This window comes from Bradyrhizobium sp. LLZ17 (assembly GCF_041200145.1).
Taxonomy (GTDB): domain Bacteria; phylum Pseudomonadota; class Alphaproteobacteria; order Rhizobiales; family Xanthobacteraceae; genus Bradyrhizobium.
In genome coordinates, this window is record NZ_CP165734.1 from 2455490 (window position 1) to 2479950 (window position 24461).

Genomic DNA, 24461 nt, shown 5'->3' on the forward strand with positions numbered 1-24461 from the left:
TGACAGTTGCGAGGGACTGACGTGTAGCCCGGATGGAGCGAAGCGCAATCCGGGGCAACTGCATCTTTCGCGCGATCGTCCCGGATTACGCTTCGCTCCATCCGGGGCTACAAAGCCGCCTACCGCCCGAGCTCGCGCTTGTACGAGGCGTAGTTCGGCTGGTCGACCGCGAGCTTGTCCATCGTGGTCGCCCACAGATGCTCGGCAAGGCCTGGCATTGCGAGATCGACCTCGCCCTTGGCGATGCGCTCGGCAAGTGCGCGGTTCAGCTCGGCCACCGTACCGCCCGTCCCCAGCAGCGCACGCAGCCGCTCCACCTCCCTCGCATCGCTGCCCTCCTCCAGGGTCAATTGCCGCGTCACGAGGTCCAGGATGTTGATGGCGACGCGCAGCTTGAAGGCCTGGTGGCCGGAGATCAGCGGCGTGATGTCGTTGCGGAGAAAATCCGCAACCGTTTTGGTCAGCTCGCCAGGTGTCGGTTCGTCCTGCATGTTTCACCCTCCGCGCGGCGCGAGCAGTCGCAACAGATCGATCTCGGTTTCGGACGCGCGGCGGCCGATCATCGCGCGCTCCATGGAATGGTCGGGGCCCTCGCGAAACCGCTGCATCATGCCGCCACACATGATGCCCCAGCGCAACGTCCCCATCACTTCCCAGAATCTTACGCGCGACGGATCGACCTTGCGGCCGGCGGCCTCGTAGCCGGCGAACATATCCTCGCGTGAGCCAAAGCCGCCGACGGGCTTGTCGATCTCGCCGAACCGCCAGGAGTTGACACAAACCCAGCCGAGATCCTCCATGGGGTCGCCGAGATGGGCGAGCTCCCAGTCCAGCACCGCACGAACGCCGTCCGCGCCAATGATGAGGTTGCCGTTGCGGAAATCGCCGTGGACCAGCGTCCCCTCGGCAGCCGGACCGGGATCGTGATCGCGCAGCCAGCGCAGCGCCAGCTCGAACACCGGCTTGGGCCAATTCAAGCTGCGATAGTCGCGCTCGAACTCAGCGATCTCCTTCGCCGCGGTCATGCGCCGCAGCTCGGGCAGTTTCGTCAGCGGCAGCGTGTGCACGCCCGCGAGCACGCCGCCGATCTGCCGGGCCAAAAGCGGCCGCGCCGCGGCGAACTCGTCATCGCGCAGGATCTTGCGCGCGATGGTCTCGCCCTCGACCCGCTGCATGATGAAGCCGGTGCCGAGATCATCTTCGGCCGTCAACACCTGCATGACGCGCGGCGACGGAACGCCGGCATCATAGGCGAGCTGCATCAGAGCAGCTTCGGCAGCCAGGCCCGCTGCTCGCGTCGGCGCCGCGCCATAGCCTTTCGGCGAGCGGCGCAGGATCGCACCGATCGGCCCATCGGGATGCATGATGTCGAAACGCCAGGTTTCCTGGCTGGCACCGCCCGACAGTCTTGCGGTAGCCGCGACGCCCGTCGCGCCCGGGCACCAGCGAGCAACACTGCGGGAAAGCGCCGCCTCGATCATTTGCCTTTGAACTGCGCCGGGCGCTTCTCCAGAAACGCACCGACGCCTTCACGAAAGTCCTGTGTGTCGCCGGCACGCAGCTGAGACTGGAATTCCAGATTGAGCTGATCTTCGAAGGAGTTTTCCGGACTGTCCCAGTAAAGCTTCCGGATCAGGGACAGCGCGACCGTCGGGCCGTTGGCAAGATCATGCGCGAGCTTCATGGCCTCCTCCATCAGCGCAGCGTCATCATAGACGCGGTTGACGAGCCCCCATTCCAGCGCCTTTTCGGCCGGCAGGCGCTCGCCCATCAGCGACAATTCGATCGAGCGCGCCTTGCCGATCATCCGCGGCAACAGCCAGGTCGAACCGCAATCCGGCACCAGGCCGATGCGGCGGAAGGCTTGCAGGAAATAGGACGAGCGCGCGCACAGGATCATGTCACCAAGCAGCGCGAAGCTCATGCCGGCGCCTGCGGCCGGGCCGTTGACTGCGGTGACGATCGGACAATGCAGGTTGCGGATGCGCCGCAGAAACGGGTGAAAGCCGGTCTCCAGCGCCAACCCGGCCTTGGTCTTCTTCGACTGGTTGTTGCGGCCCTGGAGATTCGCGCCGGTGCAGAACGCGCGCCCGGCCCCGGTCAGCAGGACGCAGCGCACCTCCTCTTTCTTCTCTTCGATCGCGTCGAGCGCATCGGACAGTCCGCCCAGCATGTCCATCGAGACCGCATTCATGACCTCCTGATGATCGAGCTTGAGCACGGCCACCGGTCCGTCGAATTCGAGCGTGACGTGTTTGAACTGCATCGTTTCCTCGTCAGTTGCAGCCTGCGTCAGTTTCGCAGACCGGAATTTGTTTGCTGGGGCGCATATTTGATTTTTGGCGCGGTCTTGTCCATGGTGATCAGAGCATAGCAAGCAATCTTGCGCGCAGCGGCTGATGCGACGCAAACCAAGAACAGGAAACGCGCCATGTCCATTTTCGACCTCACCGGCCGCGTTGCCGTGATCACTGGCGGCAATGGCGGTATCGGGCTCGGCATTGCGCAGGCGCTCGCGCGCCAGGGCTGCAATGTCTCGATCTGGGGCCGCAATGCGGAGAAGAACAAGGCCGCAGTGGCGAGCATGACGGGCCTGCCCGGCAAGGTCGACAGCCGCCTTTGCGACGTGGCCGATCCCGCTTCCGTCGACGCGGCCATGAAGGCGACGCTCGATACGTTCGGCCGGGTCGATGGATGCTTCGCCAATGCCGGCATCGGCGGCGGCGGACGGCGTTCCTTCATCGAGCGCACCGAGGAAGAATGGCGCACGATGTTTGCCACCAATCTCGACGGCGTGTTCCACGCGTTCCAGGCCGCTGCAAGGCACATGACCGAACGCGCCAATGCCGGCGATCCGTTCGGCCGGCTAGTCGCGACCTCGAGCCTGGCCTCGATCTTCGGCACCGCCCGCAACGAGCACTACGCAGCGACCAAGGCCGCCATCAACGCGCTGGTGCGCGCGCTCGCCGTCGAGCTCGCCCGTCACGGTGTCACTGCGAACGCCATCCTGCCCGGCTGGATCAAGAGCGACATGACCGCCGGCCTCATGGCCAACGACAAATTCGTCGCCAACGTGATGCCACGGATTCCGGCGCGGCGCTTCGGCGAGGCCAGCGATTTCGGCGGCATCGCCGTGTATCTGATGAGCAAGGCGTCGTCGTATCACACGGCTGATACGTTTGTGATCGACGGCGGCTATGCCGCGTTTTGATTCTCGTAGCCCGGATGGAGCGCAGCGCAATCCGGGACCGCCAACAGCAAACAACACCCGGATTACGCTGCGCTCCATCCGGGCTACAAGATGAGGGGACAGGGCAGATGTTTTCACACGTGATGATCGGCACCAACGATCTCGACAAGGCCAAGGCATTCTACGACAATTTGCTGAGCACGCTCGAGGTGCGGCCGGCCAGGGTCGACGGCCATCGCATCTTCTACATCACCAAGACCGGCATATTCTCGGTGACGAAGCCGATCAATGGCGAGCCGGCGACGTGCGCGAATGGCGGCACCATCGGCTTTGCCGCCAACTCGCCGGAACAGGTCGATGCATGGCATGCGGCGGGGCTCGCCGCCGGCGGAGTGCCGATCGAGAATCCGCCCGGCATCCGCGAGGGCGCAGGGAACAAGCTCTACCTTGCTTATCTGCGCGACCTCGACGGCAACAAGATCTGCGCAATGCATCGGATGGCGAACTAGGCTAGCCACAACCACCGCTGTCATGCCCCGGCTTGACCGGGGCATCCAGTACTCCGCGGCTTCTCACTAGATTACAAGCGCCTCGGAGTACTGGATCGCCCGATCAAGTCGGGCGATGACAGTGAGAATGCAGCCCTGTTCAAACAACATTTCAAACGCCCGCGATATTCCATGAGATGGCATGGCTCGCGTTGGAAAAAGCACGCTCGCGCTTTGGCCGCGCTGCGACTATTCTCTCGGCCAACACCGTCTCAGCGACCCCGGGAGGAACAACAATGAAACACACCTACATACCCCGCACCACCAACTACACCCTCAATCCGGGCGACGAGCTCAATGACCTCCGCATGTCGGACCAGGTCCGGCCGCTGTACGATCATGTGAAGAAGTTCATCCGCGATACGGTCGAGCCGATGTCGATCGAGTTCGCCAAGGCGGGGGAGACCAAAGAGGACCGCTGGAGCTTTACGCCGAAGCAGCTCGAGGTGCTGGAAAAGGCCAAGAACAAGGCCAAGCAGGAAGGTCTTTGGAACTTCTTCCTGCCCGACGACGAGACCGGACAGGGCCTGAAAAATCTCGATTACGCCTATATCGCCTCCGAGCTCGGCAAGAGCCCGCTCGCGTCCGAGAGCATGAACTGCTCGGCGCCCGACACCGGCAACATGGAGGTGCTCGAGCGTGTCGGCACCAAGGAGCAAAAGGAGAAGTGGCTGAAGCCGCTGCTCAACGGCGAGATTCGTTCGGCCTATGTCATGACCGAGCCGAACGTCGCCTCCTCCGATGCCAAGAACATCTCGACGAGCGCGAAGCTCGTCGGCGACGAATGGGTCATCAACGGCGAGAAATATTACATCTCGGGCGTTGGCGACCCCCGCTGCAAGATCCTCATCGTCATGGTGAAGACCAATCCGGACGCAGCGCCCAGCAAGCAGCAATCGCAGATCCTGGTGCCGCGCGACACCCCCGGCGTGGAAGTGCTCGGCCCGATGTACGTGTTCGGGCAGGATCACGCGCCGCGCGGCCATATGCACATGCGCTTCAACAATGTGCGGGTGCCGAAGGAGAATATGCTGCTCGGCGAAGGCCGCGGCTTCGAGATCTCACAGCTTCGGCTAGGGCCCGGCCGCATCCATCACTGCATGCGCACCATCGGCAAGGCCGAGAAGGCGCTCGACTTGATGGTGCAGCGTGGCCTCACCCGCGAAGCCTTCGGCAAGAAGATCGCCCATCTCGGCGGCAACATGCAGATCATCGCGCAGGCGCGCTGCGAGATCGAGGCGATGCGGCTGATGGTGTTGAAGGCGGCCAAGGCAATGGACGTGCTCGGCAACAAGGAGGCCCGCGTCTGGGTTTCAATGGTCAAGGCGATGGTGCCGGAGCGCGCCTGCAAGATCATCGACCAGGCGATCCAGATGCACGGCGCCACCGGCATCTCGCACTGGACCCCGCTCGCCGAGATGTACCAGGACGTTCGCCATCTGCGCTTTGCGGATGGTCCGGATGAAGTGCACTGGATGGTGGTGGGACGCCACGAACTGAGCATGGCGTAGGGTCTCGCCTCTTCCCGCTCGGGAAGAGCCGTAGGGTGGGCAAAGGCGCGCTCTTCGCGCGCCGTGCCCACCATCGCAGTATCGCAAGAAGTGGTGGGCACGCTTCGCTTTGCCCACCCTACGACATCAGCGAATAGGCTCACGCCGTCTTCGCTGCTTCGATCTTGTCCTGCGTCTTGGTCTCGAAATCGCTTGCATCATGCCGCTCGTGGAGCTGGCTTGCGGGATCGCCGGAGACGCGGTTGACCATGCGACCGCGCTTCACGGCCGGGCGCTTGGCGATCTCATCGGTCCAGCGCTGCACGTTCTTGTAGTCCTGCACCGACAAAAATTCGCCGGCGCCGTAGACCAGCCCCTTGGCGAGGGCGCCGTACCACGGCCACACTGCCATATCGGCGATCGTGTACTCGCTGCCCGCCAGATATTCGTTTTTCGCGAGGCGCCGGTCGAGCACATCGAGCTGGCGCTTGGTCTCCATCGCGAAGCGGTCGATGGCGTATTCGATCTTGGTCGGGGCATAGGCGTAGAAATGGCCGAAGCCGCCGCCGAGATAGGGCGCGCTGCCCATCTGCCAGAACAGCCAGGACATCGCCTCGGCGCGGGCCTTGACGTCCTTCGGCAGGAAGGCGCCGAACTTTTCCGCGAGGTAGAACAGGATCGAGCCGGATTCGAACACCCGGATCGGCTCCGGGCCCGAGCGGTCCACCAGCGCCGGGATTTTCGAGTTGGGGTTGATATCGACAAAGCCGCTGCCGAACTGATCGCCATTGCCGATCCTGATCAGCCAGGCATCGTATTCGGCACCCTTGTGGCCGAGCGCCAAAAGCTCCTCCAGCATCACCGTGACCTTCACCCCGTTCGGCGTCGCCAGCGAATAGAGCTGGAAGGGATGCTTGCCGACCGGCAACTCCTTGTCGTGCGTGGGGCCGGCGATCGGCCGGTTGATGCTGGCGAACTGTCCGCCATTCTCCTTGTTCCAGGTCCAGACCTTGGGCGGCACGTAGGCGGGGGCGTCGGTCATGCGAAGGGCTCCGGCGGAAAGATGCGTCTGCATTAATTAGCCCGCGAACCGCCAATGGCAAGCCCTGGCGGCTCTGCGTCCGGCGCGGGCCTCAGGCCGGCGTCATGCGATCCGCCTAGAGCCCGCGCGGCACGACGGAATGGCTTCCCGTTGACGACGCCTGCACGCAAGAACAGCGGGGGAATCCGGCATGGCATCGCCGGGGATGATCAGTTAGCGTCGCCGCCGCTTCGCCCGCGAAAGCAAAGAGAGCGAAGGCCGCCGGGAGAGAGCCATGAAATCGCCGATCTGCGACATGCTGGGTATCGAGTTCCCGCTGCTCGCCTTCAGCCATTGTCGCGATGTCGTTGCCGCGGTCAGCCGCGCCGGCGGCTTTGGCGTGTTAGGTGCCACCGTGCACACGCCGGAGACTCTCGAGCATGAGCTGAAATGGATCGACGAGCACGTCGACGGCAAGCCCTACGGCATCGACGTGCTGATCCCCGAAAACATCTCGACCGCCGGCGAGAAGGACGTCACCTGGAAGAGCCTCGAGGCGCGCGTGCCGCAGGCGCATCGCGACTACACGCGCAGCATCCTGAACAAGTACGACATCGAGCTGACGACGACGAGCGTTCCCGATAACGAGCCGCAGCCGTTCGATGGGAAAACCGCGCTGGAGCTTCTGGAAGTCTCGTTCCGTCATCCGATCCGGCTGATCGCGAATGCGCTCGGCGTGCCGCCGAAGGCGATGATCGACATGGGCAAGAAACACGGCGTGCCGGTGGCGGCGCTCGTCGGCGCCAAGGAGCATGCGCTGCGCCAGGTCGCGGCCGGCGTCGACATCCTCGTCGTGCAGGGCACCGAAGCCGGCGGCCATTGCGGCGAAGTCTCGACCATGGTGCTGGTGCCGGAGGTGATCAAGGCAATCAAGCCGATCCGTGACGTGCCGGTACTGGCGGCCGGCGGCATCATGACGGGACGGCAGATGGCGGCCTGCATGGCGATGGGTGCGGCCGGCGCCTGGACCGGCTCGGTGTGGCTCGCCACCGTCGAGGCCGAGACCACCGAGGTTTTTCGCGAGAAGATGATCGCGGCATCCTCACGCGACGCGATCCGCTCGAAGGGCCGCACCGGAAAGCCGGCCCGTCAGCTCCGCTCGGTCTGGACCGACGCCTGGGACCGCGCGCCGGAAAGCCCGGGCGCGCTGCCGATGCCGCTACAGAGCATCATCAGCCGCGATGCCTTCATCTCGATCGACCGCGCGGCGGCGAGCGGCAATGCGAGGGCGCGCGATCTCGTCAGCTATTTCGTCGGCCAGGGCGTTGGCCTGATCGACAGCGTGAAATCGGCCGGCGCCGTGGTGCAGGAGTTCAAGGAAGATTTTGCCGAAGCCGTCGAGCACATGAATGCGCTGGTGGCGGATTAGGCGCTTACGCCATCATTGCGAGCAAAGCGAAGCAATCCAGACTCTTTCCGCGGAGACAGTCTGGATTGCTTCGCTACGCTCGCAATGACGAAACAACGTGAATTGAGGCCATGAGCGACAAGACCACTATCCCCGAACACCGCATTCCCGTCATCGTCGGCATCGGCGAGATCGTCGACCGCCCCAAGGAAATCACCGCAGGCCTCGAGCCGCTCGATCTGCTCGAACGAGCATTGCGGCGCGCCGAAGCCGATGCCGGGGTAAAGCTGCTCGACGAGGTTCAGTCGCTCGACGTCGTCAACTTCCTGAGCTGGCGCTATCGCGACCCCGAGAAGCTGTTGGCGCAGCGTCTCGGCGTCGCGCCTTCATATTGTTATTACGGCCCGGTCGGCGGCGAGAGCCCGATCCGCTACATCCACGAGGCGGCGCAGCGCATCGCGCGCGGCGAATGCAGCGTGGCCGCGGTGTGCGGCGCGGAGGCCCAATCGACCGCGACCAAGGCGGAGCGCGCCGGGGCAAAGCTGCCATGGACGCCGTTCGCTCATGACGTCGAGGAGCCGAAGCGCGGCGCGGCATTCCAGAAACCGCTGGCTGTGAAGCTTGGGGTGTTCCGGCCCGTCACCGTCTATCCGTTCTACGAAGCCGCATCCTCGGCGCATTGGGGGCAGACCCCGCGCGAGGCCATGGCGGAATCGGGGACGCTGTGGTCGCGCTACTCCGAGGCCGCGGCGCAAAATCCCAATGCCTGGCTGCAACGGCGCTTTGCGCCCGACGAGATCACGACGGCGACCGCCGACAATCGCTTGATCGCGTGGCCCTACACCAAGCTGATGGTGGCCAACCCCATGGTCAACATGGGCGGCGCGCTGTTGCTCACTAGCCTTGCCAGGGCGCGCGCGGCCGGCATTGCGGAAGACAAGCTGGTCTATCCGCTCGGAGGCGCCGCGGCAGAGGAGCCACGCGACTATTTGCTGCGCGACCAGTTTTACGAAAGCCATCCGCAGAACGCGGTGCTGAAAGCCGTGATGGACCTGGCCGGCGGCGACGGCAACAAATTCGACGCGATCGAGCTCTATAGCTGCTTCCCCTGCGTGCCCAAGATGGCGCGGCGGACGCTGGGTCTCGGCGCCGAGGTGCAGCCGACGGTGACCGGTGGGCTCACCTTCTTCGGCGCGCCGCTCAACACCTATATGACGCATGCGGCTTGCGCGATGGTGCGCAGTCTTCGCGAGGGGGCAAAGCTCGGCCTGCTCTACGGCCAGGGCGGCTTCGTCACCAAGCATCACGCGCTGGTGCTATCGAAGCTGCCGCCGCGCGAGGCGCTGGCGCAGGAGACGAGCGTGCAGGCGCAGGCCGATAGCAACAAGCGCGCGGTGCCGGAGTTCGTCACGGACGCAAGTGGCAAGGGCAAGGTGGAGAGCTTCACGGTGCTCTATGGCCGCAGCGGCGATGTCGAGCACGGCGTGGTCATGCTGCGCATCGCAGATGATCGCCGCACGCTGGCGCGGATCCCGGCGAGCGACGGCACGACGCTAGCGCATCTCTTGAACATGGATCGCACGCCGGTCGGCTCGCTCGGCGAGATCATGATGGCTGCGGATGGCGTACCCGAGTGGCGGGTGGCTTGATCTCGTAGGGTGGGCAAAGCGAAGCGTGCCCACCATCTCTATGTGATCCGGAAAGATTGGTGGGCACGGCGCAAGGGCGCCTTTGCCCACCCTACAAGACTCAATACCGTAAGAGTTGGACTCGCGGAGAGCCCCCTCACCCGATCGCTTCGCGATCGACCTCTCCCCGCAAGCGCAGGACTGTCCGGGGAAAAATCACTCATAGCAGAAGCCCAGTTGATCGGAAGAAAATCTGGGCTTCGGCTTGCTCGGGTTGACCGGCGGAGAGTCTGTCGATTTTTGCGATGGGACTTCGCATGAACAGGCGTTGGCAGACCAACTCGGCGAAGCGCAAATCCAGCATCCTCAAGGAGTTCAGACGCCGCGCAAGGCGCAGGAGCAAATAGGCGATCATCGCGGCGAGGATTTGCAGGCGAATAGCGTTGTCGTTTTTTGCCATGAACTTACGAAGATTAAGATGCTGCTTGATCCAGCGGAACAGAAGCTCGATCTGCCAGCGGCTCTTATAAAGCGCCGCAATCTCGATTGCCGTGCGTTGGAGATCGTTGGTGATGAGCGTGATCATTCCACCTTTGTCACGCCTGACCTTGATGCGCCGCAATGGGATCGGAAGTATGGAGTCGCCTCTGCTGGCAAGCACGACGTTGGCATCGTCGATGATTTTGAAACCGTCGCCGAGGGTCTTGCGGACATACCGGGACTTCGTCTTGCGCAAGCGCGTGCTCACCTTGGTGCGCGTGACAAAGAAAGCCCCGGTATCATTGATCTTCTTCCACCAGCCGAAATGGTAGTAACCCTTGTCGAACACGTAAGTCACGCCGGCTTCGAGGCCGGTTTGGCGGCCGATCTCGACGTCATTGACAGTCGCCGGCGTAATCCCGACGCAGCGGGGACACTTGCCGTCCGGTTCGTAGACCGTGTGCATCTTCATGCCGCGGATACGACCATTCCATTCGGCCCATTTGCACATCTTGCCCAACGGAACCGGGCTCGAGTCGATCAGCCGAACCATCTCGGCTCCCTCCACCCGCGTATGTCGATCAGCCTTCTCCGCCAGCATGGCGAAGGTCTCGGCAAAAACGCCAACCGGGCGTCGCGCATTCGCATCCGAAAGCGTCGAGCGAGCAATCCTGCCTACGTCCAGATGATAATGCTGATGGGAGTTGGCATTGAAGGCGCCTTCGACCGCGCGCAGACTCATCGTCTGGCCCAGCTGGGCTCCGACGAGCGTCACCAAATGATCCCAGCTTTTGAAGGACTTGTCGTAGGCGTCGCCGTCGTGCTTCTCCACAATCCCGCGAAATTGCCGCCGATCGATCGGTTTGAGGAGCTCCCCAAAGATGCTATTTACGCAGCGCATGCCCGGCCCCTTTCTGAGTCTCGACAACCAGAAAGTATCCGCTTCACGCTGGATTCGCCGGGCATGCGCTGCGGCATAGTGAATCATTCCCCGGACAGCCCTGCCGCAAGCGGGGCGAGGTGAAGAAAACCTAGCCCTTCGGCGCCTGCTTCTCCGACGCCGTTGCCGGCTTGGCACCGGCGCCGACCACACGGACCTGGTCCCCAGCGGAGAGGCCGTCAGGCGGGGCGGTAACGACGCGGTCGTCAGCCGTAATCCCCGAGGCAAGCTCGATCTCCTTACCGAGATCGCGCGCGATGGTCACGGTTTTGAACTGCACCTTGTCGTCCGCGCCGACGGTCGCGACGCGCAGGCCGCTGCCGTTGAAGATCAGGGCGCTCGCGGGAATGCTCAGCGGCGCGGTGTCGCGCTGCAAATTGAGCTTCACGCTGGCATAGCCGCCGGGCATCAACTCGCCGCTGGAATTGTCCAGCCCGAGCTGCATGCGCGTGGTGCCGGAGGCGACGTCGACCGCCTGGGACGAGGCTTCCACCGTCGCCTGGAAGGTGCGGTACGGATATTCCGGCATCACCATCGTGGCCTTGGCGCCGATCTTGATCGCCGGCACGTAGTTCTGGGGAACGTTGACGTAGACGCGCAGCTTGGTGATGTCGGAGACCACGAACATCGCCGGGCCCGAGCCGCCGCCGGCGTTGATCAACGCGCCGACATCGGTGTCGCGCGCGGTGACGACGCCGTCGAACGGCACGGTGATCTTCTTGTAACCGGCCAGCGCCTCCAGCCGCTCGACGTTGGCCTGCCCCGAATGCACGGCGGCGTTCTTGTTGGAGAGATCGGCGGTGCGCTCGTCGATCTCCTGCGCCGAGACGAAGTTGGAGGCGACCAGCGTCTTGCGGCGGTTCAGCGTTGCCTCCGACAGCCTTGCGCTGGCCTGCTGGCTGGCGAGATCGGCGCGGGCCTGCAAGAGTTGCTGGTCGAGATCGGGCGCCTCGATCTCGGCAATCACCTGGCCGGCCTTGACGCGGGCGCCGATGTCGACGCTCCACCTTTTGAGGTAGCCGGAGACGCGCGCGAAGATGGGGGCGCGGTAATAAGCCTCGAGCCGACCCGGCAGGTCGATGGTGGAATTGAGAGCCTTGGCCTGGGGCAGGGTCACCGCGACGCTCGGAACGGCCTGGTCGTCGGTCCATTCCTTCAGCTTGGAGCCCTGCTCCTCGCGAGCACGGATGCCGGTGCCGACCACGAGGCCTGCCGCAATGAGCGCCACCACGCCGAAAATGCTCAGTTTCCGTCGCGACATCGGCGGGCGGGATTCACTGGGCGACATGCGCGGTCTCCGTTGGGGCGGCGGCTTTGGCGCCTACCTTCTTGTGTACCATGCTGAACACGACGGGAACAAACATCAGCGTGGCGAAAGTCGCAAAGATCAGGCCGCCGATCACGGCCCGGCCAAGCGGCGCGTTCTGCTCGCCGCCCTCGCCGAGGCCCAGGGCCATCGGCGCCATGCCGATGATCATGGCGAGCGCTGTCATCAGCACGGGACGGAACCGGACGAAGCCAGCTTCAAGCGCCGCGGCGACGGGATCGCCGAGCTCCTCGTAGCGCTCGCGGGCGAACGAGATTACGAGCACGCTGTTGGCGGTGGCGACCCCCATGCACATGATGGCGCCGGTGAGCGCCGGCACCGACAGCGTGGTCTGGGTCGTGAACAGCATCCAGACGATGCCGGCGAGCGCGGCCGGCAGCGCCGTGATGATCACGAACGGATCGGACCAGGACTGGAAGTTCACGACGATCAGAAAGTAGATCAGCACGATGGCGCCCAGCAGGCCGAACAGCAGGCCAGTGAAGGCGCTGTTCATGGTCTGCACCTGGCCGAGCAGCACCACCGAAGATCCCTTCGGCACCTCCTTGGCGCTGTCTGCGATTACCTGGCGGATCTCGGTTGCGACCGCACCGAGATCGCGGCCCTGTGTCGTCGCGAAAATCTGCACCAGCGTCTGGATGTCGTATTGCGACACCACGGCGCTCGATCTCGAACGCTTGATGTCGGCGATACCGCCAAGGATCGGTGACTGCGAATTACCCGCTGCCGTGATCGGCAGAGTCTGGAGCGCGCTGAGCGAGTCGATCTGGTATTGCGGCGTCTGCATCACGATCGAGTAGGACACGCCGTTGTCCGGATTGAGGAAGTAGGTCGGCGCCACCTGTGACGAGCCAGCAAGGTTCACCACGAGGCTGTTGGTGACGTCGCGCTCGGTCAGGCCGACATATTGCGCGCGGGTGCGGTCGACGTCGATGTTGAAGGTCGGATTGTTGGGCGACTGCTGGATGCGCGCGTCGGCGACGCCGGGAATGCGCCGGACCTTGGCCAGCAGCCTGTTGGCGTAAGCAAAGTTGGCTTCCGCGTTGGCGCCGCGGATTTGCAGGTCGATCGGCGCCGGCGCACCAAAATTCAGGATCTGGCTGACGATGTCGGCCGGGAGGAAGGCGAAGCTGACGCCCGGGAACAACCGCGGCAACTGCTCACGCAACACGCGCACGTGTTCCTCGGTCGGCTTATGGCCTTCCCTGAGCTTGATCTGGATGTCGCCGTCCTGGGGGCCGATCACGCCGGTGTTGTTGTAAGTCATATTGATGCCGGAGATCGGCATGCCGATGTTGTCGGTCAGCGTGTCGATCTCGCCGGGGATCAGCTTGCGGATCGCCTTCTGCACGTCCGCGAGTTGGTTCGCGGTCTCCTCGACGCGGGTGCCGACCTGGGTGCGGACATGCATCAGGATGTTGCCGGCGTCGACCGCGGGAAAGAAGTTGCGGCCGAGATACGGCACCAGCGCGAAGGACGCGCCGACCACGCAGAGGAAGCCGATCACGAATACCGCGCGATGCGCCAGCGCAAGCCCGAGAAAGTTGTGATAACCGCCACGAATGCGTTCGAAGCGTGCTTCGAAGCCGCGCTGGAACCAGACCAAAGGATTGCGCGACGTCGGCGGCGCGCCCTCGTGGTGCACATGCGGCTGCAACAGATAATTGGCCATGGTCGGCACCAGCGTGCGCGACAGCAGGAATGACCAGATCATCGCGAACATCACGGCTTCAGCCATCGGCACGAACAGGAAGCGCGCGACGCCGGTGAGGAAGAACATCGGCACGAACACGATGCAGATACACAGCAGGGAGACGAACGCCGGGGTCACGATTTGGTTGGCGCCGTCGAGGATCGATTGCTCGACCGGTTTGCCCTGCTCCAGATGGTAATTGATGTTCTCGATTGTCACGGTGGCGTCATCGACGAGAATGCCGACGGCTAGCGCAAGGCCGCCGAGCGTCATGATGTTCAGCGTCTCGCCGATCGCCGACAGCATGATGATGGCGCCGAGCACGGAAAGCGGGATCGAGACCGCGATGATGACGGTCGAGCGCCAGCTGCCGAGGAACAGCAGGATCATGACGCTGGTGAGCAGCGCGGCGATCACGCCCTCGAACGCGACACCCTCGATCGCGCCGCGCACGAACACCGACTGGTCGCCGATGAAGCCGATCTTCAACGCATCCGGGAGCTGGTCCTTGACGTCGATCACCTTCTGCTTGATGCCAGCGATGATATCGAGGGTCGAGGTCGCGCCCGCCTTCAGCACCATCATCAGCACCGAGCGGTTGCCGTCGACATGGACGATGTTGGTCTGCGGCGGATTGCCGTCGCGCACGGTCGCGACGTCGCGCACATAGACCATCGCGCCGTTGACGGTCTTGATCGGCAGATCACCGAGCTCGTCGATCTTGAGCGGCGAATTGTTGAGCTGGATGCTGTACTCGAAGGTGCCGATCTTCTGGGTGCCGACCGGCGTGATCAGGTTCTGCGCGGCAAGCGCATTGGCGACGTCCTGGCCGGACAGCCCGCGGGCCTGGAGCGCGGTCGGATCGAGGTCGATCTGGATCTGACGCTGCTTGCCGCCGAATGGATACGGGATAGCAGCACCCGGCACGGTGACGAGCGGGGTGCGGAGCTGGTTGATGCCGATGTCGGCGAGGTTTTGCTCCGTCAGGCCATCGCCCGACAGCGCCACCTGGACGATCGGCACGGTGGAGGCAGAGTAGTTCAGGATCAGAGGCGGCGTCGCGCCGGGCGGCATTTGCTTGATCAGCGTCTGCGAGATCGCGGTGACCTGCGCGTTGGCGGTGCGGATGTCGACATTGGGCTGGAAGAAGATCTTGATGATGCCAAAGCCGTTATAGGAATTGGCGGTGATGTGCTCGATGTCGTTGACCGTGGTCGTCAACGCCCGCTGGAACGGCGTGGTGATGCGGCCGGACATCTGGTCCGGTGGCAGACCAGTATACTGCCAAACCACGCCGATCACGGGGATGCGGATGTCCGGGAAAATGTCGGTCGGCGTCCGCAGCGCCGCCAGCGGCCCGATGATCAGGAGCAGGAGCGCGAGCACGACAAACGTATAGGGTCGGCTCAGGGCAATACGGACCAGAGCAATCATTCGTCAGGTAACCGGGTCAAGCGAGGATAGGGAATCCGCCCCCGCGGGGATCCCCTTCCGTTTACCGGAGCAGCGACCGAAACACCAATCTCCAGCTGCTTAACTGACTTCAATTCCCTGCTACCGCACTGCGAAAGTGGCATCGCAGCCATGCAGCCGGCCCCCGCAACATTACGGGGCTGCCGCCAACGCAAACGAGCGGTGCTCAAAGAGGACCGCTCGTTGCAATTTTCGCGTTCCGTCTACGCCGCGCGGACGTTGGTCAGGAACTTGCTGACCTCGGTCTTCAGTCGCGTGCTGTCGTTGGACAGCATCTGCGCCGCCGAGAGCACCTGCGAGGATGCCGTGCCGGTCTCGGTCGCGCCGCGCTGCACGTCGGTGATGTTGGAGGACACCTGCTGGGTACCCTGCGCCGCCTGCTGCACGTTGCGGGCGATTTCCTGGGTCGCTGCACCCTGCTCTTCCACCGCGGCCGCGATCGCCGAGGAGATTTCCGACAGGCGCTCGATGGTCGAAGAGATCTCCTTGATCGCGCCGACCGAATCGTTGGTCGCCGCCTGGATCCCTGAGATCTGCTGGCCGATCTCGCCGGTGGCCTTCGCGGTCTGTTCGGCAAGCGCCTTCACTTCGGAGGCAACCACCGCGAAGCCACGGCCGGCTTCACCGGCGCGCGCTGCCTCGATGGTCGCGTTCAGTGCCAGCAGGTTGGTCTGGCCGGCGATGGTGTTGATCAGCTCGACGACATCGCCGATGCGCGAGGCCGCCTTCGACAACTCGCTGACCCGTTCGGTGGTGGCGCGGGCCTGGCCGACCGCCTCGCCCGCCATCCGCGCCGATTCCTGCACCTGACGGCTGATCTCGCCGACCGAGGAGGCCATCTCTTCGGTGGCTGAGGCTACCGACTGCACGTTGGTCGAGGCCTCTTCCGAGGCCGCGGCAACGGTGGTCGCCAGCCGCTGCGAGCGATCGGCCGTCGAGGTCAGGGTCGAGGCGGAGGATTCGAGCTGGGTCGAGGCCGACGACACGGTCTGGACGATCTCGCCGATCATCGTCTCGAATTCGCGGGTGACGTTGTCGACGCGGCGGCCGCGTTCGATCTTGGCTTCGGCGTCGTGCGCGGCGGCTTCGTCCGCCGCCTTCTTGGCGATCAGCTCCTCCTTGAAGACCTGGAGCACATCGGCCATCGCGCCAATCTCGGTCTTCTCGCCGCGGTGCAGGACTTCGGCGCTCAGGTCGCCCCGTCCGAGCGCCTGCATCGGCTGAATGATCGAATTGATGCCGCTGGAGACGGCCTGAACCACATAGAAGCTGACGGCCATGCCGATGACGACGGCGGCACCAAGGATGACCAAAACCAGCATGAAGGCGTAGAAGTAACTGTCGGCGGCGTCCTGAGCGGCCTGATCGCCGCCTCTGGTGTTGAGATCGATGTCCTTGGTCAGGACCTCATCCGACGCAAGGCCGATCTTGTTGACCGTCTTGGTGTTCAGCTCCTGCGCGTCATGCGGGACCTTGCCGGCCTCCTTCCGCGACAGCGCAAAGACCTCGTCCGTGCCCTGCTTGTACTGGTCCCAGAGCTTGGCTCATTCGTTGTACAGCGCCCGCTCCTCGGCGGAGGTGACCATCGGCTCGTAGCTCTTGCGAGCCTTGGCGAGCGCCTCGATCACGGTGCCGGCAGTCTTTTCGTTGGCGAGCTTGTCTTCAAGGGTTTCGGACAGCATGTGCTGGCGGACCACATTGCGGTAGGTAATGACACCCGCCCGGATCTCGCCCAGAACCCGGACACTCGGCATCCAATTTTTGGTGATCTCAGTCGTATTGGCGTTCATCGACCGCATCTTCATGACGGCGAGCAGGCCCATGCCGGTCATCGCGACCAGCAGGAACGCCACGACACTGATGATCTTGGCGCGGATGGAGAGGGAGGCGAACATAATCGGGTCTCTTTGCTGGGCGCAGTTGCGCGTCCGGAATTTACGAATCAACCAAGGGGAGCAGCGCCGACATCACACAACAGAGCATCTGAGCAGATGTGAACTCCGACTCCTCAGGGGTAAGGAACCCGAAAGAGATGAACAGGGGGATAAGAATGCTCTGCGCTCAGCGCATGAGCCCAAGCGCATCCGAAAAAAACTGCGCTCCACCGAAATTGCCGGATTTCAGGGCAAGCAACATGCCGCCTTTTTCAGCACCGACAGCGCGCAGCACCGGCACGCCGGCGGCGATCTCCGCGCCAACGAGAAATCCGGGAATCTTCAAGCGATCGACAACGGCACCGGATGTCTCGCCACCCGCGACGATCAATCGCCGTACGCCCGCCTGCACCAGGCCCTCGGCGATATCAGCCAGGGCGTGCTCGATGGCATGACCGGCTGCGTCGCGGCCGTGACGCAGCTGCAATGCTGCAACCTGATCCGGCGTCGCGCTCGACGCGATCAGAACGGGACCTTCGGCCAGCAATGGCCTCGCCCAGTCCAGCGCGCGCTGGGCCTCGTTCGCACCCGTAATTATACGCTCCGCATCGAGATGGAGCACCGGCATGACACGTTCCGCGTTCGCGATCTGCTGAAGCGTGGCCTGCGAGCAGCTTCCGGCCAGGCACGCCGCCGCCCCGCCGACCGCAGCGCCCGTCTCGCTGCTCGCCGCAGTGGACCGGACCTTGCCGGTCGACGCCAGCGCGCGCGCCAGTCCAAGGCCGATGCCGGAAGCACCGACCGACAGCCGATGGTCTACGGCGACCCGACCGATGGTCTCGAGGTCGCGGTCGAAGACCGCGTCGATGATCGCGGCACCGACACCCTTGCCCGCGAGCTCGGCCAAACGCGCTCGAACGGCCTCCTCACCGCGCGTCACCGTCGCGAGATCGACGAGAGCGATCTGCGTCTTGCTCTGGCGCCCCAGCACGCGCATCAGATTGGAGTCGTGCATCGGGTTGAGCGGATGATCCTTCAAGGGGCTTTCGTTCAGCGGCACGGCGCCGACGAACAGATTGCCCTGGTAGACGGTGCGGCCGGTCTCCGGGAACGCCGGCGTGACCAGCACGATGGCCTCGCCGCAATCGGCGCGCAACGCGTCCATCACCGGGCCGATATTGCCGGCATCGGTGGAATCGAAGGTCGAGCAGATCTTGAAAAGCACGTGGCTCGCGCCGCGCCCGCGCAGCCATTTCTCCGCCGCCCGCGAGCGCGCCACGGCAAGCCCCGCCTCGATCGAGCGGCTCTTGAGCGACACCACGACGGCGTCGACCTCGGGCAGCGCGAGATCATCCGCGGGAACGCCGATAGTCTGCACGGTACGCAGGCCCGCGCGCGTCAGCGTGTTGGCGAGATCGGAGGCGCCGGTATAGTCGTCGGCAATGCAGCCCAATGCGAGTGTCACGGTTTCACTCCTGCATAGGGCTTGAACCAGGCGAGCCCATCATTGGTCTTGCCGCGCGGATTGTATTCGCATCCGACGAAGCCGGCATAGCCGAGCCGGTCGAGCTCGGCGAACAGGAATGGATAGTTCAGCTCCTCGCCGTCGGGCTCGTTGCGCGACGGGATGCTGGCGATCTGGACGTGGCCGATGATCGGCATCATCTCGCGCAACCGCATGGTCACGTCGCCATGAATGATCTGGCAATGATAGATGTCGAACTGCAGCTTCAGATTCGGAAGCCTCAGCTCCTGGATCAGGTCGCGCGCAAAGCCGAAATCGTTGAGGAAGTAGCCGGGGACGTTGCGGGCGTTGATCGGCTCGAGCACGATGTCGATGCCGTGCGGCGCGAAGAATTCGGCGGCCCACGCCACCGATTTGTAGAAGGCCTCAATCGCGACGCGCTCGCCGCGGTTGGCAATGCCCGCCATCAGGTGCAGGCGCTTGGCGCCGGTGGCCTTGGCATAAGGCAGCGCTGTCTCCAGGCTCGCCTTGAGGTCGGCAAAGCGCGCCGGCAACGCCGCCAATCCCTTCTCTCCCGCGTTCCAGTCGCCGGGCGGCAGGTTGAGCAGCGCTTGCGTCAGGCCGTTGCGCTTCAGCCGCTCGCCGACCGCCTCAACCGGGTGCTCGTAAGGAAACAGGAATTCGACGGCGGTGAAGCCGGCGTTCGCTGCGGCATCGAAGCGGTCGAGGAACGGCACCTCGGTGAACATCATCGAGAGGTTGGCGGCGAAACGGGGCATTGAAAATCCTCTCTTCTATTTGTCGCCTGGCAGCTTGACGCCGGTGACTTGCGCATACATCCGCGCCACCGACGCGTCGTCGTCGCGGCCCATGCCGGCGGCAGACGTCATCAGGAACATCTGGAGGGCCGCAGCCGAGACCGGCACCGGAAATCTGGCGGTGCGCGCCATGTCCTGGATGATGCCGAGATCCTTGACGAAGATTTCGACTGCGCTACGCGGCGTGTAGTCGCCGTCGAGCACGTGCGGCATACGGTTCTCGAACATCCAGGAATTGCCGGCGGACGCCGTGATCACCTCATAGACCTTGCGGATGTCGAGACCCTGCTTGGCCGCGAACGCGATGGCTTCCGAGGCCGCTGCGATGTGCACGCCGGCGAGCAGCTGATTGATCATCTTGAAGGCGGCGCCCTGCCCCGCGGCATCACCCAGCTCGTAGAGCTTCGCCGCCATGGCGTCGAGCGCGGGTCGCGCCTTTGCGAACGCGGCGGGACTGCCGGAGGCGAGGATCGTCAGCTCGCCTTGCGCCGCGCGCTGCGCGCCGCCGGAAATCGGCGCATCGAGATAATGCCGGCCGGTCTCCTCGAGCTGCTTTGCGAGGCGGCGCGCCACATCCGGGTCCATCGTGGCGGAGGATATGAAGACGCTGTCCTTCGGCATGGTCTCGGCTGCGCCGTCCTTGCCGAACAGGATGGTCTCGGTCTGCGCGGCATTGACCACGACGCTGACCACGACATCGGCGCCCTTGGCGGCCTCAGACGGCGTCTTGGCGCCCATGCCACCATCGTTCACGAAGCGCGCCACGGCATCGCCCGACACGTCGCAGCCGGTGACGGCATGGCCCGCACGCTTCAGCGAAGTCGCCATGCCAAAGCCCATCGAGCCGAGCCCGATGACAGCGATGCGCTGATTTTGTAACGTGGAGGCGGACATGCGATTGACCCTTGCGAACGTTTCCTGGACGGCCGCCCTTTGCGGCGGCTCGGCACTCGAATAACACGGCTTGGCCGCGCTGCCAAAGCGTGAGACAAGCGGGCATGACGGCCATGAGCGAGACACGGCTTCGCGAGGATATCTGCCGCTTCGGACGGTCCCTGTTCGAGCGCGGGCTGACGCCGGGCTCCTCAGGCAATATCAGCGTCAGGCTGGACGGCGGCGGCTGGCTGGTGACGCCGACCAACGCCTCGCTCGGCTTCCTCGATCCGGCAAAGCTGTCACGGCTGGACGATCAGGGCCGGCTGATCTCGGGCGATGCCCCGACCAAGGAAGTTCCGCTGCATAGCGCACTTTACGACACGCGCGGAAGCGCGCGGGCGATCGTGCATCTGCATTCCACCCATTCCGTCGCGCTCTCGATGCTGCCCGAGATCGATCCGCGCGCCGCGTTGCCGCCGATGACAGCCTATTATCTGATGAAATGCGGCGCCACCGCGCTCGTGCCCTACTACCGCCCGGGCGATCCCGCTGTCGCGGATGCCATCAAGGGACTCGCGGGGAAATACTCATCCGTGCTGCTCGCCAATCACGGCCCGGTGGTCGCCGGCGATACGCTGGAAGCAGCCGTGTTCGCGACCGAGGAGCTGGAGGAGACCGCGAAGCTGTATCTGCTGCTGCGGGGGGTGAACCCACGGTATCTGTCGCCGGAGCAGGTGGCCGATCTGGTGAAGGTGTTCGGGGTGATGTTGCCTGAGCACGGGCACGAGCATTAGCACCTCGTGAGGAGCGCGACAGTGCTGACCCACTCACCGCTGGATCCCCGCGAAAGCGGGGAATCCAGTACGCCGCGGCTTCTCTGTATCTCGCTGACGTCTCGGAGTACTGGATCGCCCGATCAAGTCGGGCGATGACACCGAGTGTGTTGCGCGAACGCGACCAACACTTTGCCTTACAGCCCCAGATAAGCCTTACGCACGTCCGGATTGCCTCTGATCTCCGCCGCCGGGCCTTGCATCAGCACGCGGCCGGTTTGCAGGATGTAGGCGCGGTCGGCGATTTCGAGGCACTCGGCCATACGCTGCTCGACGATCAACACGGTCATGCCGGCATCGCGGATGCGCTTCACCGCCTGGAAGATCTCGTCGACCAGCTTCGGCATGATGCCTTGCGACGGCTCATCCAGCATCAACAGCCGCGGGCGCGTCATCAGGGCGCGGCCGATCGCGAGCATCTGCTGCTCGCCGCCGGAGAGTGTTTCGGCGCGCTGCTCCAGGCGTTCGGACAAGCGCGGGAACAGCGTGAAGACGAGATCGAGCGGCTCGTCGCGGTTCGCTTCGCTGCGGTAGAGATAGCTGCCGAGGCGGAGATTGTCGCGCACGGACAAGCGCGGAAACAGGCGGCGGTTCTCCGGCACATAGGCGATGCCGGTCGCCGTGACGTGATGCTGCGCCATGCCGTCGAGGCGCTTGCCGTCGAACGTCACCGTGCCCGAACGCGGGCGCTCGGCGCCGGCGATAGATTTGAGCAACGTCGACTTGCCCGCGCCGTTGGCGCCGGCCACGCAGACGATCTCGCCCTTGGCAACTTCAATCGAGACCGCGGAGATCGCGACCAGGCCTTGATAGGCCGTCGTGACTTCATGCACCGACAGCATGACGATCTCCCAGATATGCGCTGATCACCTTGGGATCGCGGACGACGTCGTTGGGTTTGCCCTCGACCAGCACCTTGCCGAGGTCGAGCACGATGGCGCGGTCGACCAGCGGCATCACGATTTCCATGACGTGCTCGACCATCAGCACGGTGATCCCGGCATCGCGCACCTTGCGCACCAGCGCCACGCCGGTCTGCGCCTCGGTCGGCGTGAGACCGGTGAGGACCTCGTCGAGCAGCAGCAGTTTCGGTTCGGTCGCAAGCGCACGCGCCACTTCGAGGCGGCGCTTTTCGGCCGGCACGAGATCGCTCGCGAGCACATCGGCGCGGGCGGCAAGGCCGGTGAATTCGAGCACCTCATAGGCCTTGCGGCGGGCCTCGCGCATCACCGTGTTGCGAACAAGTGCACCGACGATGACGTTGTCGATGACCGTCATGGTCTCGAAGCTCTTGACGACCTGGAAGGTGCGCCCGACGCCGCGCTGGCAGCGCTCGGCCGCCGGCATGGCCGTGACATCCACACCGTCGAACCAGATCGAGCCTTGCGTGGGCGGCAAGACGCCGGCGATGAGATTGAACAGCGTCGACTTGCCAGCGCCGTTGGGGCCGATCAGGCCGACGATCTCGCCGCGTCCGACCGAGATCGAGACGTCGGAGTTGGCCACGAGGCCGCCGAAACGCTGCCAGACGCCGCGGGTTTCAAGGAGCGCGGTCACCGTGCGGCTGCCTTCTTCTTGAAGTGAGAGAACAGGCCGACGAGGCCTTGCGGCAAGGCGAGCGAGATCAACACAATCAGTCCGCCGTAGACGATGAGGTCGACGCCGCGGCCGGAGCCGCCGATATAGGAGCGCGTCAGTTCGGTCATCGGGATCAGGATGGCTGCCCCCAATACCGGACCCCAGAGGGTGCCGATGCCGCCGAGCACGGCCGGCAGCGCCATCAGCAGCGAGAACTGGAAGCCCATCACGCTTTCAGGATCGATATAGGCGAGAAACTGTGCATAGAAGCCGCCGCCGACTGCGACAAGGAAGGCGGAGACCGCCGCCGCGCCCATCTTCGAATTGAACACGACGACACCGAGGCTCTCGGCAGCCTCCGGATTGTCCTTCACGGCGCGCCACCAAAAACCCCATTTGGAGTCTTCGAGCCACCAGGTGACGAACCAGGCAAGGCTGCACAGCGCCAACGCGAAGTAGAAATACGGCAGCTTGCTGCGCAGGAACTGGAATTTCAGCCAGCTGTCGCCGCGCACGGGAATGGTGATTCCCATCGCAGCCCCCGCCCATTCCCAATTCTGGAACAGCAGCAGCCCGATCTCGGCGATGACGATCGTTGCGATCACGAAATAATGGCCGCGCAGACGGAAGAAGGGATAGCCGAGCACTATGGCGATGACCGCGGCGAACAGTCCGCCCGCAAGCATCCCGAACCAGGGCAGCACTCCGAATTTGGTGAACAGGAGCTCGGTGGCGTAGGCGCCGATGCCGAAATAGAGCGCGTGTCCCAGCGAGATCTGCCCGCAATAGCCGGACAGGATGTTCCAGCTCTGCGACAGCGCCGCATACATCAAGGTCAGGACCAGGATGTTCTGGACGTTGACGTCCTTCACATACAACGGTGCCAGTGCGGCGAGCGCGGCCAGCACCGCGGCAATGATGAGGTCGCGGCGGCGCCGCGTGGCAAAATTCTTGTCCATCACATCTGCCCGAACAGGCCGCGCGGCCGGATGAAAACGACGAGGAGATAGACGGCGTAGATGCCAACCGACTTCAACGACGGCGGCAGCACCATGGCGGTAACGGCTTCGACCAGGCCGACCATGATGCCGCCGGCAAAGGCGCCGAACACGCTGCCGAAACCACCGAGCGCCACCGTGACATAGGCGATCAGCGCAAAGGACGCGCCGACATCGGGATAGATGTAGAAGAAGCTCGCCATGATCGCGCCCGCGAGACCGACCAGCGCGGCTCCCAGGCCCCAGCCGAGCGCGAACACGCGGTTCTTGTCGATGCCGACCAGCGCCACCGCGCCGGGATCTTCACGAGTTGCCTCCAGCGCCCGGCCGAAATCGGTGCGGTGGATGAACAGATACAGCCCGGCGAAGGCCAGGATCGAGACCAGCGCGCCGACAAGCTGCGGCTCCGGCAGGAAGATGCCGGCGACCGAGATGGTTTTGCCGCCGAGCCATGACTGCGGAATGCTGCGGTAGTCCGGCGTGAAGAAGAACTGCGCGAGCCCCCGCATCACGATGGCCAGACCAAAGGTCGAGAAGATCTGCACCATGCCGGCGTTGGCCTTGGCACGCATCGCGAAGCGGACAATCAAGAGATAGACCACCGCTCCAAGCACGAACAGCGCGGCTGCGACCAGCGGCGCCGACAGCAGGGGATCGATGGCGAAGAACGCGAACAGGAAGAAGCTCACATACATCGCGAGCATCAGGAACTCGCCATGGGCGAAGTTCACGACGTCCATCAGGCCGAAGATCAGCGCGAGCCCGACGGCGATCAATCCGTAGAGCAGCCCCATAAGGAGACCGCTCGCGAGGCTCTGGAT

At 64.1% G+C, this 24461-nt stretch carries 20 protein-coding genes and 2 pseudogenes; 6 read left to right on the forward strand and 16 right to left on the reverse strand.

What is annotated here, in order from left to right; all coding sequences use genetic code 11:
• Positions 1–119: 119 nt before the first annotated feature.
• The 4 genes from AB8Z38_RS12165 to AB8Z38_RS12180 are packed head-to-tail and all read right to left on the reverse strand — an operon-like array spanning position 120 to position 2433.
• Positions 120–491, reverse strand: a complete 372-nt coding sequence (locus AB8Z38_RS12165; RefSeq protein WP_369725318.1) for a DUF6285 domain-containing protein — start codon at positions 489–491, stop codon at positions 120–122.
• A 3-nt stretch (positions 492–494) separates the two neighbouring features.
• Positions 495–1481 carry a phosphotransferase family protein gene (locus AB8Z38_RS12170; protein WP_369725320.1) on the reverse strand — a complete coding sequence of 329 codons (987 nt, stop codon included), beginning with the start codon at positions 1479–1481 and terminating at the stop codon, positions 495–497.
• Positions 1478–2266, reverse strand: a complete 789-nt coding sequence (locus tag AB8Z38_RS12175; protein ID WP_369725322.1) for an enoyl-CoA hydratase/isomerase — start codon at positions 2264–2266, stop codon at positions 1478–1480. Before AB8Z38_RS12175 ends, AB8Z38_RS12170 begins: the two co-directional genes overlap by 4 nt.
• Before the next feature lie 26 nt (positions 2267–2292).
• The gene (locus AB8Z38_RS12180) at positions 2293–2433 is read right to left on the reverse strand and encodes a hypothetical protein (RefSeq protein WP_369725324.1); all 141 of its coding nucleotides are present in this window, start codon (positions 2431–2433) and stop codon (positions 2293–2295) included.
• Between AB8Z38_RS12180 and AB8Z38_RS12185 the strand changes: the two genes are divergently transcribed.
• From AB8Z38_RS12185 to AB8Z38_RS12195, 3 genes are all read left to right on the forward strand, one after another.
• The gene (locus tag AB8Z38_RS12185; RefSeq protein ID WP_369725326.1) at positions 2432–3211 is read left to right on the forward strand and encodes an SDR family NAD(P)-dependent oxidoreductase; all 780 of its coding nucleotides are present in this window, start codon (positions 2432–2434) and stop codon (positions 3209–3211) included. The two genes, AB8Z38_RS12180 and AB8Z38_RS12185, sit on opposite strands and share 2 nt — an antisense overlap.
• 107 nt (positions 3212–3318) lie before the next feature.
• Positions 3319–3699 (forward strand): VOC family protein, encoded by a 381-nt coding sequence (locus tag AB8Z38_RS12190; RefSeq protein ID WP_369725327.1) that lies wholly within the window; start codon positions 3319–3321, stop codon positions 3697–3699.
• Positions 3700–3974: 275 nt separating this feature from the next.
• The gene (locus tag AB8Z38_RS12195) at positions 3975–5249 is read left to right on the forward strand and encodes an acyl-CoA dehydrogenase family protein (RefSeq protein ID WP_369725329.1); all 1275 of its coding nucleotides are present in this window, start codon (positions 3975–3977) and stop codon (positions 5247–5249) included.
• A gap of 139 nt (positions 5250–5388) precedes the next feature.
• Here AB8Z38_RS12195 and yghU read toward each other — a convergent pair whose 3' ends face one another.
• A complete protein-coding gene (gene yghU, locus AB8Z38_RS12200) occupies positions 5389–6270 on the reverse strand; it encodes a glutathione-dependent disulfide-bond oxidoreductase (RefSeq protein WP_369725331.1) in 882 nt (293 codons plus the stop codon).
• A gap of 274 nt (positions 6271–6544) precedes the next feature.
• Here yghU and AB8Z38_RS12205 point away from each other — a divergent pair, with 274 nt between their 5' ends.
• Complete coding sequence (locus AB8Z38_RS12205; protein ID WP_369725333.1) at positions 6545–7678, forward strand: nitronate monooxygenase; 1134 nt, start codon at positions 6545–6547, stop codon at positions 7676–7678.
• Positions 7679–7788: 110 nt separating this feature from the next.
• Positions 7789–9306, forward strand: coding sequence for an acetyl-CoA acetyltransferase (locus AB8Z38_RS12210; protein ID WP_369725335.1), 1518 nt, complete (start codon positions 7789–7791; stop codon positions 9304–9306).
• 195 nt (positions 9307–9501) lie between these two features.
• On the opposite strand, the pseudogene AB8Z38_RS12215 reads toward AB8Z38_RS12210, so the two are convergent.
• From AB8Z38_RS12215 to ltnD, 7 genes and pseudogenes are all read right to left on the reverse strand, one after another.
• Positions 9502–10666 (reverse strand): annotated as a pseudogene (locus AB8Z38_RS12215) (IS4 family transposase).
• A 130-nt stretch (positions 10667–10796) separates the two neighbouring features.
• Entirely contained in the window at positions 10797–11993 is a 1197-nt protein-coding gene (locus tag AB8Z38_RS12220) for an efflux RND transporter periplasmic adaptor subunit (RefSeq protein ID WP_369725337.1), read from the reverse strand.
• Complete coding sequence (locus AB8Z38_RS12225) at positions 11980–15159, reverse strand: efflux RND transporter permease subunit (protein ID WP_369725339.1); 3180 nt, start codon at positions 15157–15159, stop codon at positions 11980–11982. The genes AB8Z38_RS12220 and AB8Z38_RS12225 overlap by 14 nt, the downstream gene beginning before the upstream one ends.
• Before the next feature lie 242 nt (positions 15160–15401).
• Positions 15402–17093 (reverse strand): annotated as a pseudogene (locus tag AB8Z38_RS12230) (methyl-accepting chemotaxis protein).
• A gap of 166 nt (positions 17094–17259) precedes the next feature.
• On the reverse strand, positions 17260–18537 hold the full coding sequence (gene otnK, locus AB8Z38_RS12235; RefSeq protein ID WP_369725340.1) for a 3-oxo-tetronate kinase: 1278 nt from the start codon (positions 18535–18537) through the stop codon (positions 17260–17262).
• Entirely contained in the window at positions 18534–19316 is a 783-nt protein-coding gene (otnI, locus tag AB8Z38_RS12240; RefSeq protein ID WP_369725342.1) for a 2-oxo-tetronate isomerase, read from the reverse strand. The genes otnK and otnI overlap by 4 nt, the downstream gene beginning before the upstream one ends.
• Positions 19317–19331: 15 nt before the next feature.
• Positions 19332–20375 carry an L-threonate dehydrogenase gene (ltnD, locus tag AB8Z38_RS12245; RefSeq protein WP_369725343.1) on the reverse strand — a complete coding sequence of 348 codons (1044 nt, stop codon included), beginning with the start codon at positions 20373–20375 and terminating at the stop codon, positions 19332–19334.
• On the opposite strand from ltnD, the gene AB8Z38_RS12250 reads away from it, so the two are divergent.
• On the forward strand, positions 20354–21025 hold the full coding sequence (locus AB8Z38_RS12250; RefSeq protein ID WP_369725345.1) for an aldolase: 672 nt from the start codon (positions 20354–20356) through the stop codon (positions 21023–21025). The two genes, ltnD and AB8Z38_RS12250, sit on opposite strands and share 22 nt — an antisense overlap.
• A 176-nt stretch (positions 21026–21201) precedes the next feature.
• Here the strand turns inward: AB8Z38_RS12250 and AB8Z38_RS12255 are convergent, their stop codons facing one another.
• The 4 genes from AB8Z38_RS12255 to AB8Z38_RS12270 are packed head-to-tail and all read right to left on the reverse strand — an operon-like array spanning position 21202 to position 24434.
• Positions 21202–21906, reverse strand: coding sequence for an ABC transporter ATP-binding protein (locus tag AB8Z38_RS12255; RefSeq protein WP_369725347.1), 705 nt, complete (start codon positions 21904–21906; stop codon positions 21202–21204).
• Complete coding sequence (locus AB8Z38_RS12260; RefSeq protein ID WP_369725349.1) at positions 21890–22621, reverse strand: ABC transporter ATP-binding protein; 732 nt, start codon at positions 22619–22621, stop codon at positions 21890–21892. Before AB8Z38_RS12260 ends, AB8Z38_RS12255 begins: the two co-directional genes overlap by 17 nt.
• On the reverse strand, positions 22618–23601 hold the full coding sequence (locus tag AB8Z38_RS12265) for a branched-chain amino acid ABC transporter permease (RefSeq protein ID WP_369725350.1): 984 nt from the start codon (positions 23599–23601) through the stop codon (positions 22618–22620). The genes AB8Z38_RS12260 and AB8Z38_RS12265 overlap by 4 nt, the downstream gene beginning before the upstream one ends.
• The gene (locus tag AB8Z38_RS12270; RefSeq protein ID WP_369726478.1) at positions 23601–24434 is read right to left on the reverse strand and encodes a branched-chain amino acid ABC transporter permease; all 834 of its coding nucleotides are present in this window, start codon (positions 24432–24434) and stop codon (positions 23601–23603) included. The genes AB8Z38_RS12265 and AB8Z38_RS12270 overlap by 1 nt, the downstream gene beginning before the upstream one ends.
• Positions 24435–24461: the final 27 nt, after the last annotated feature.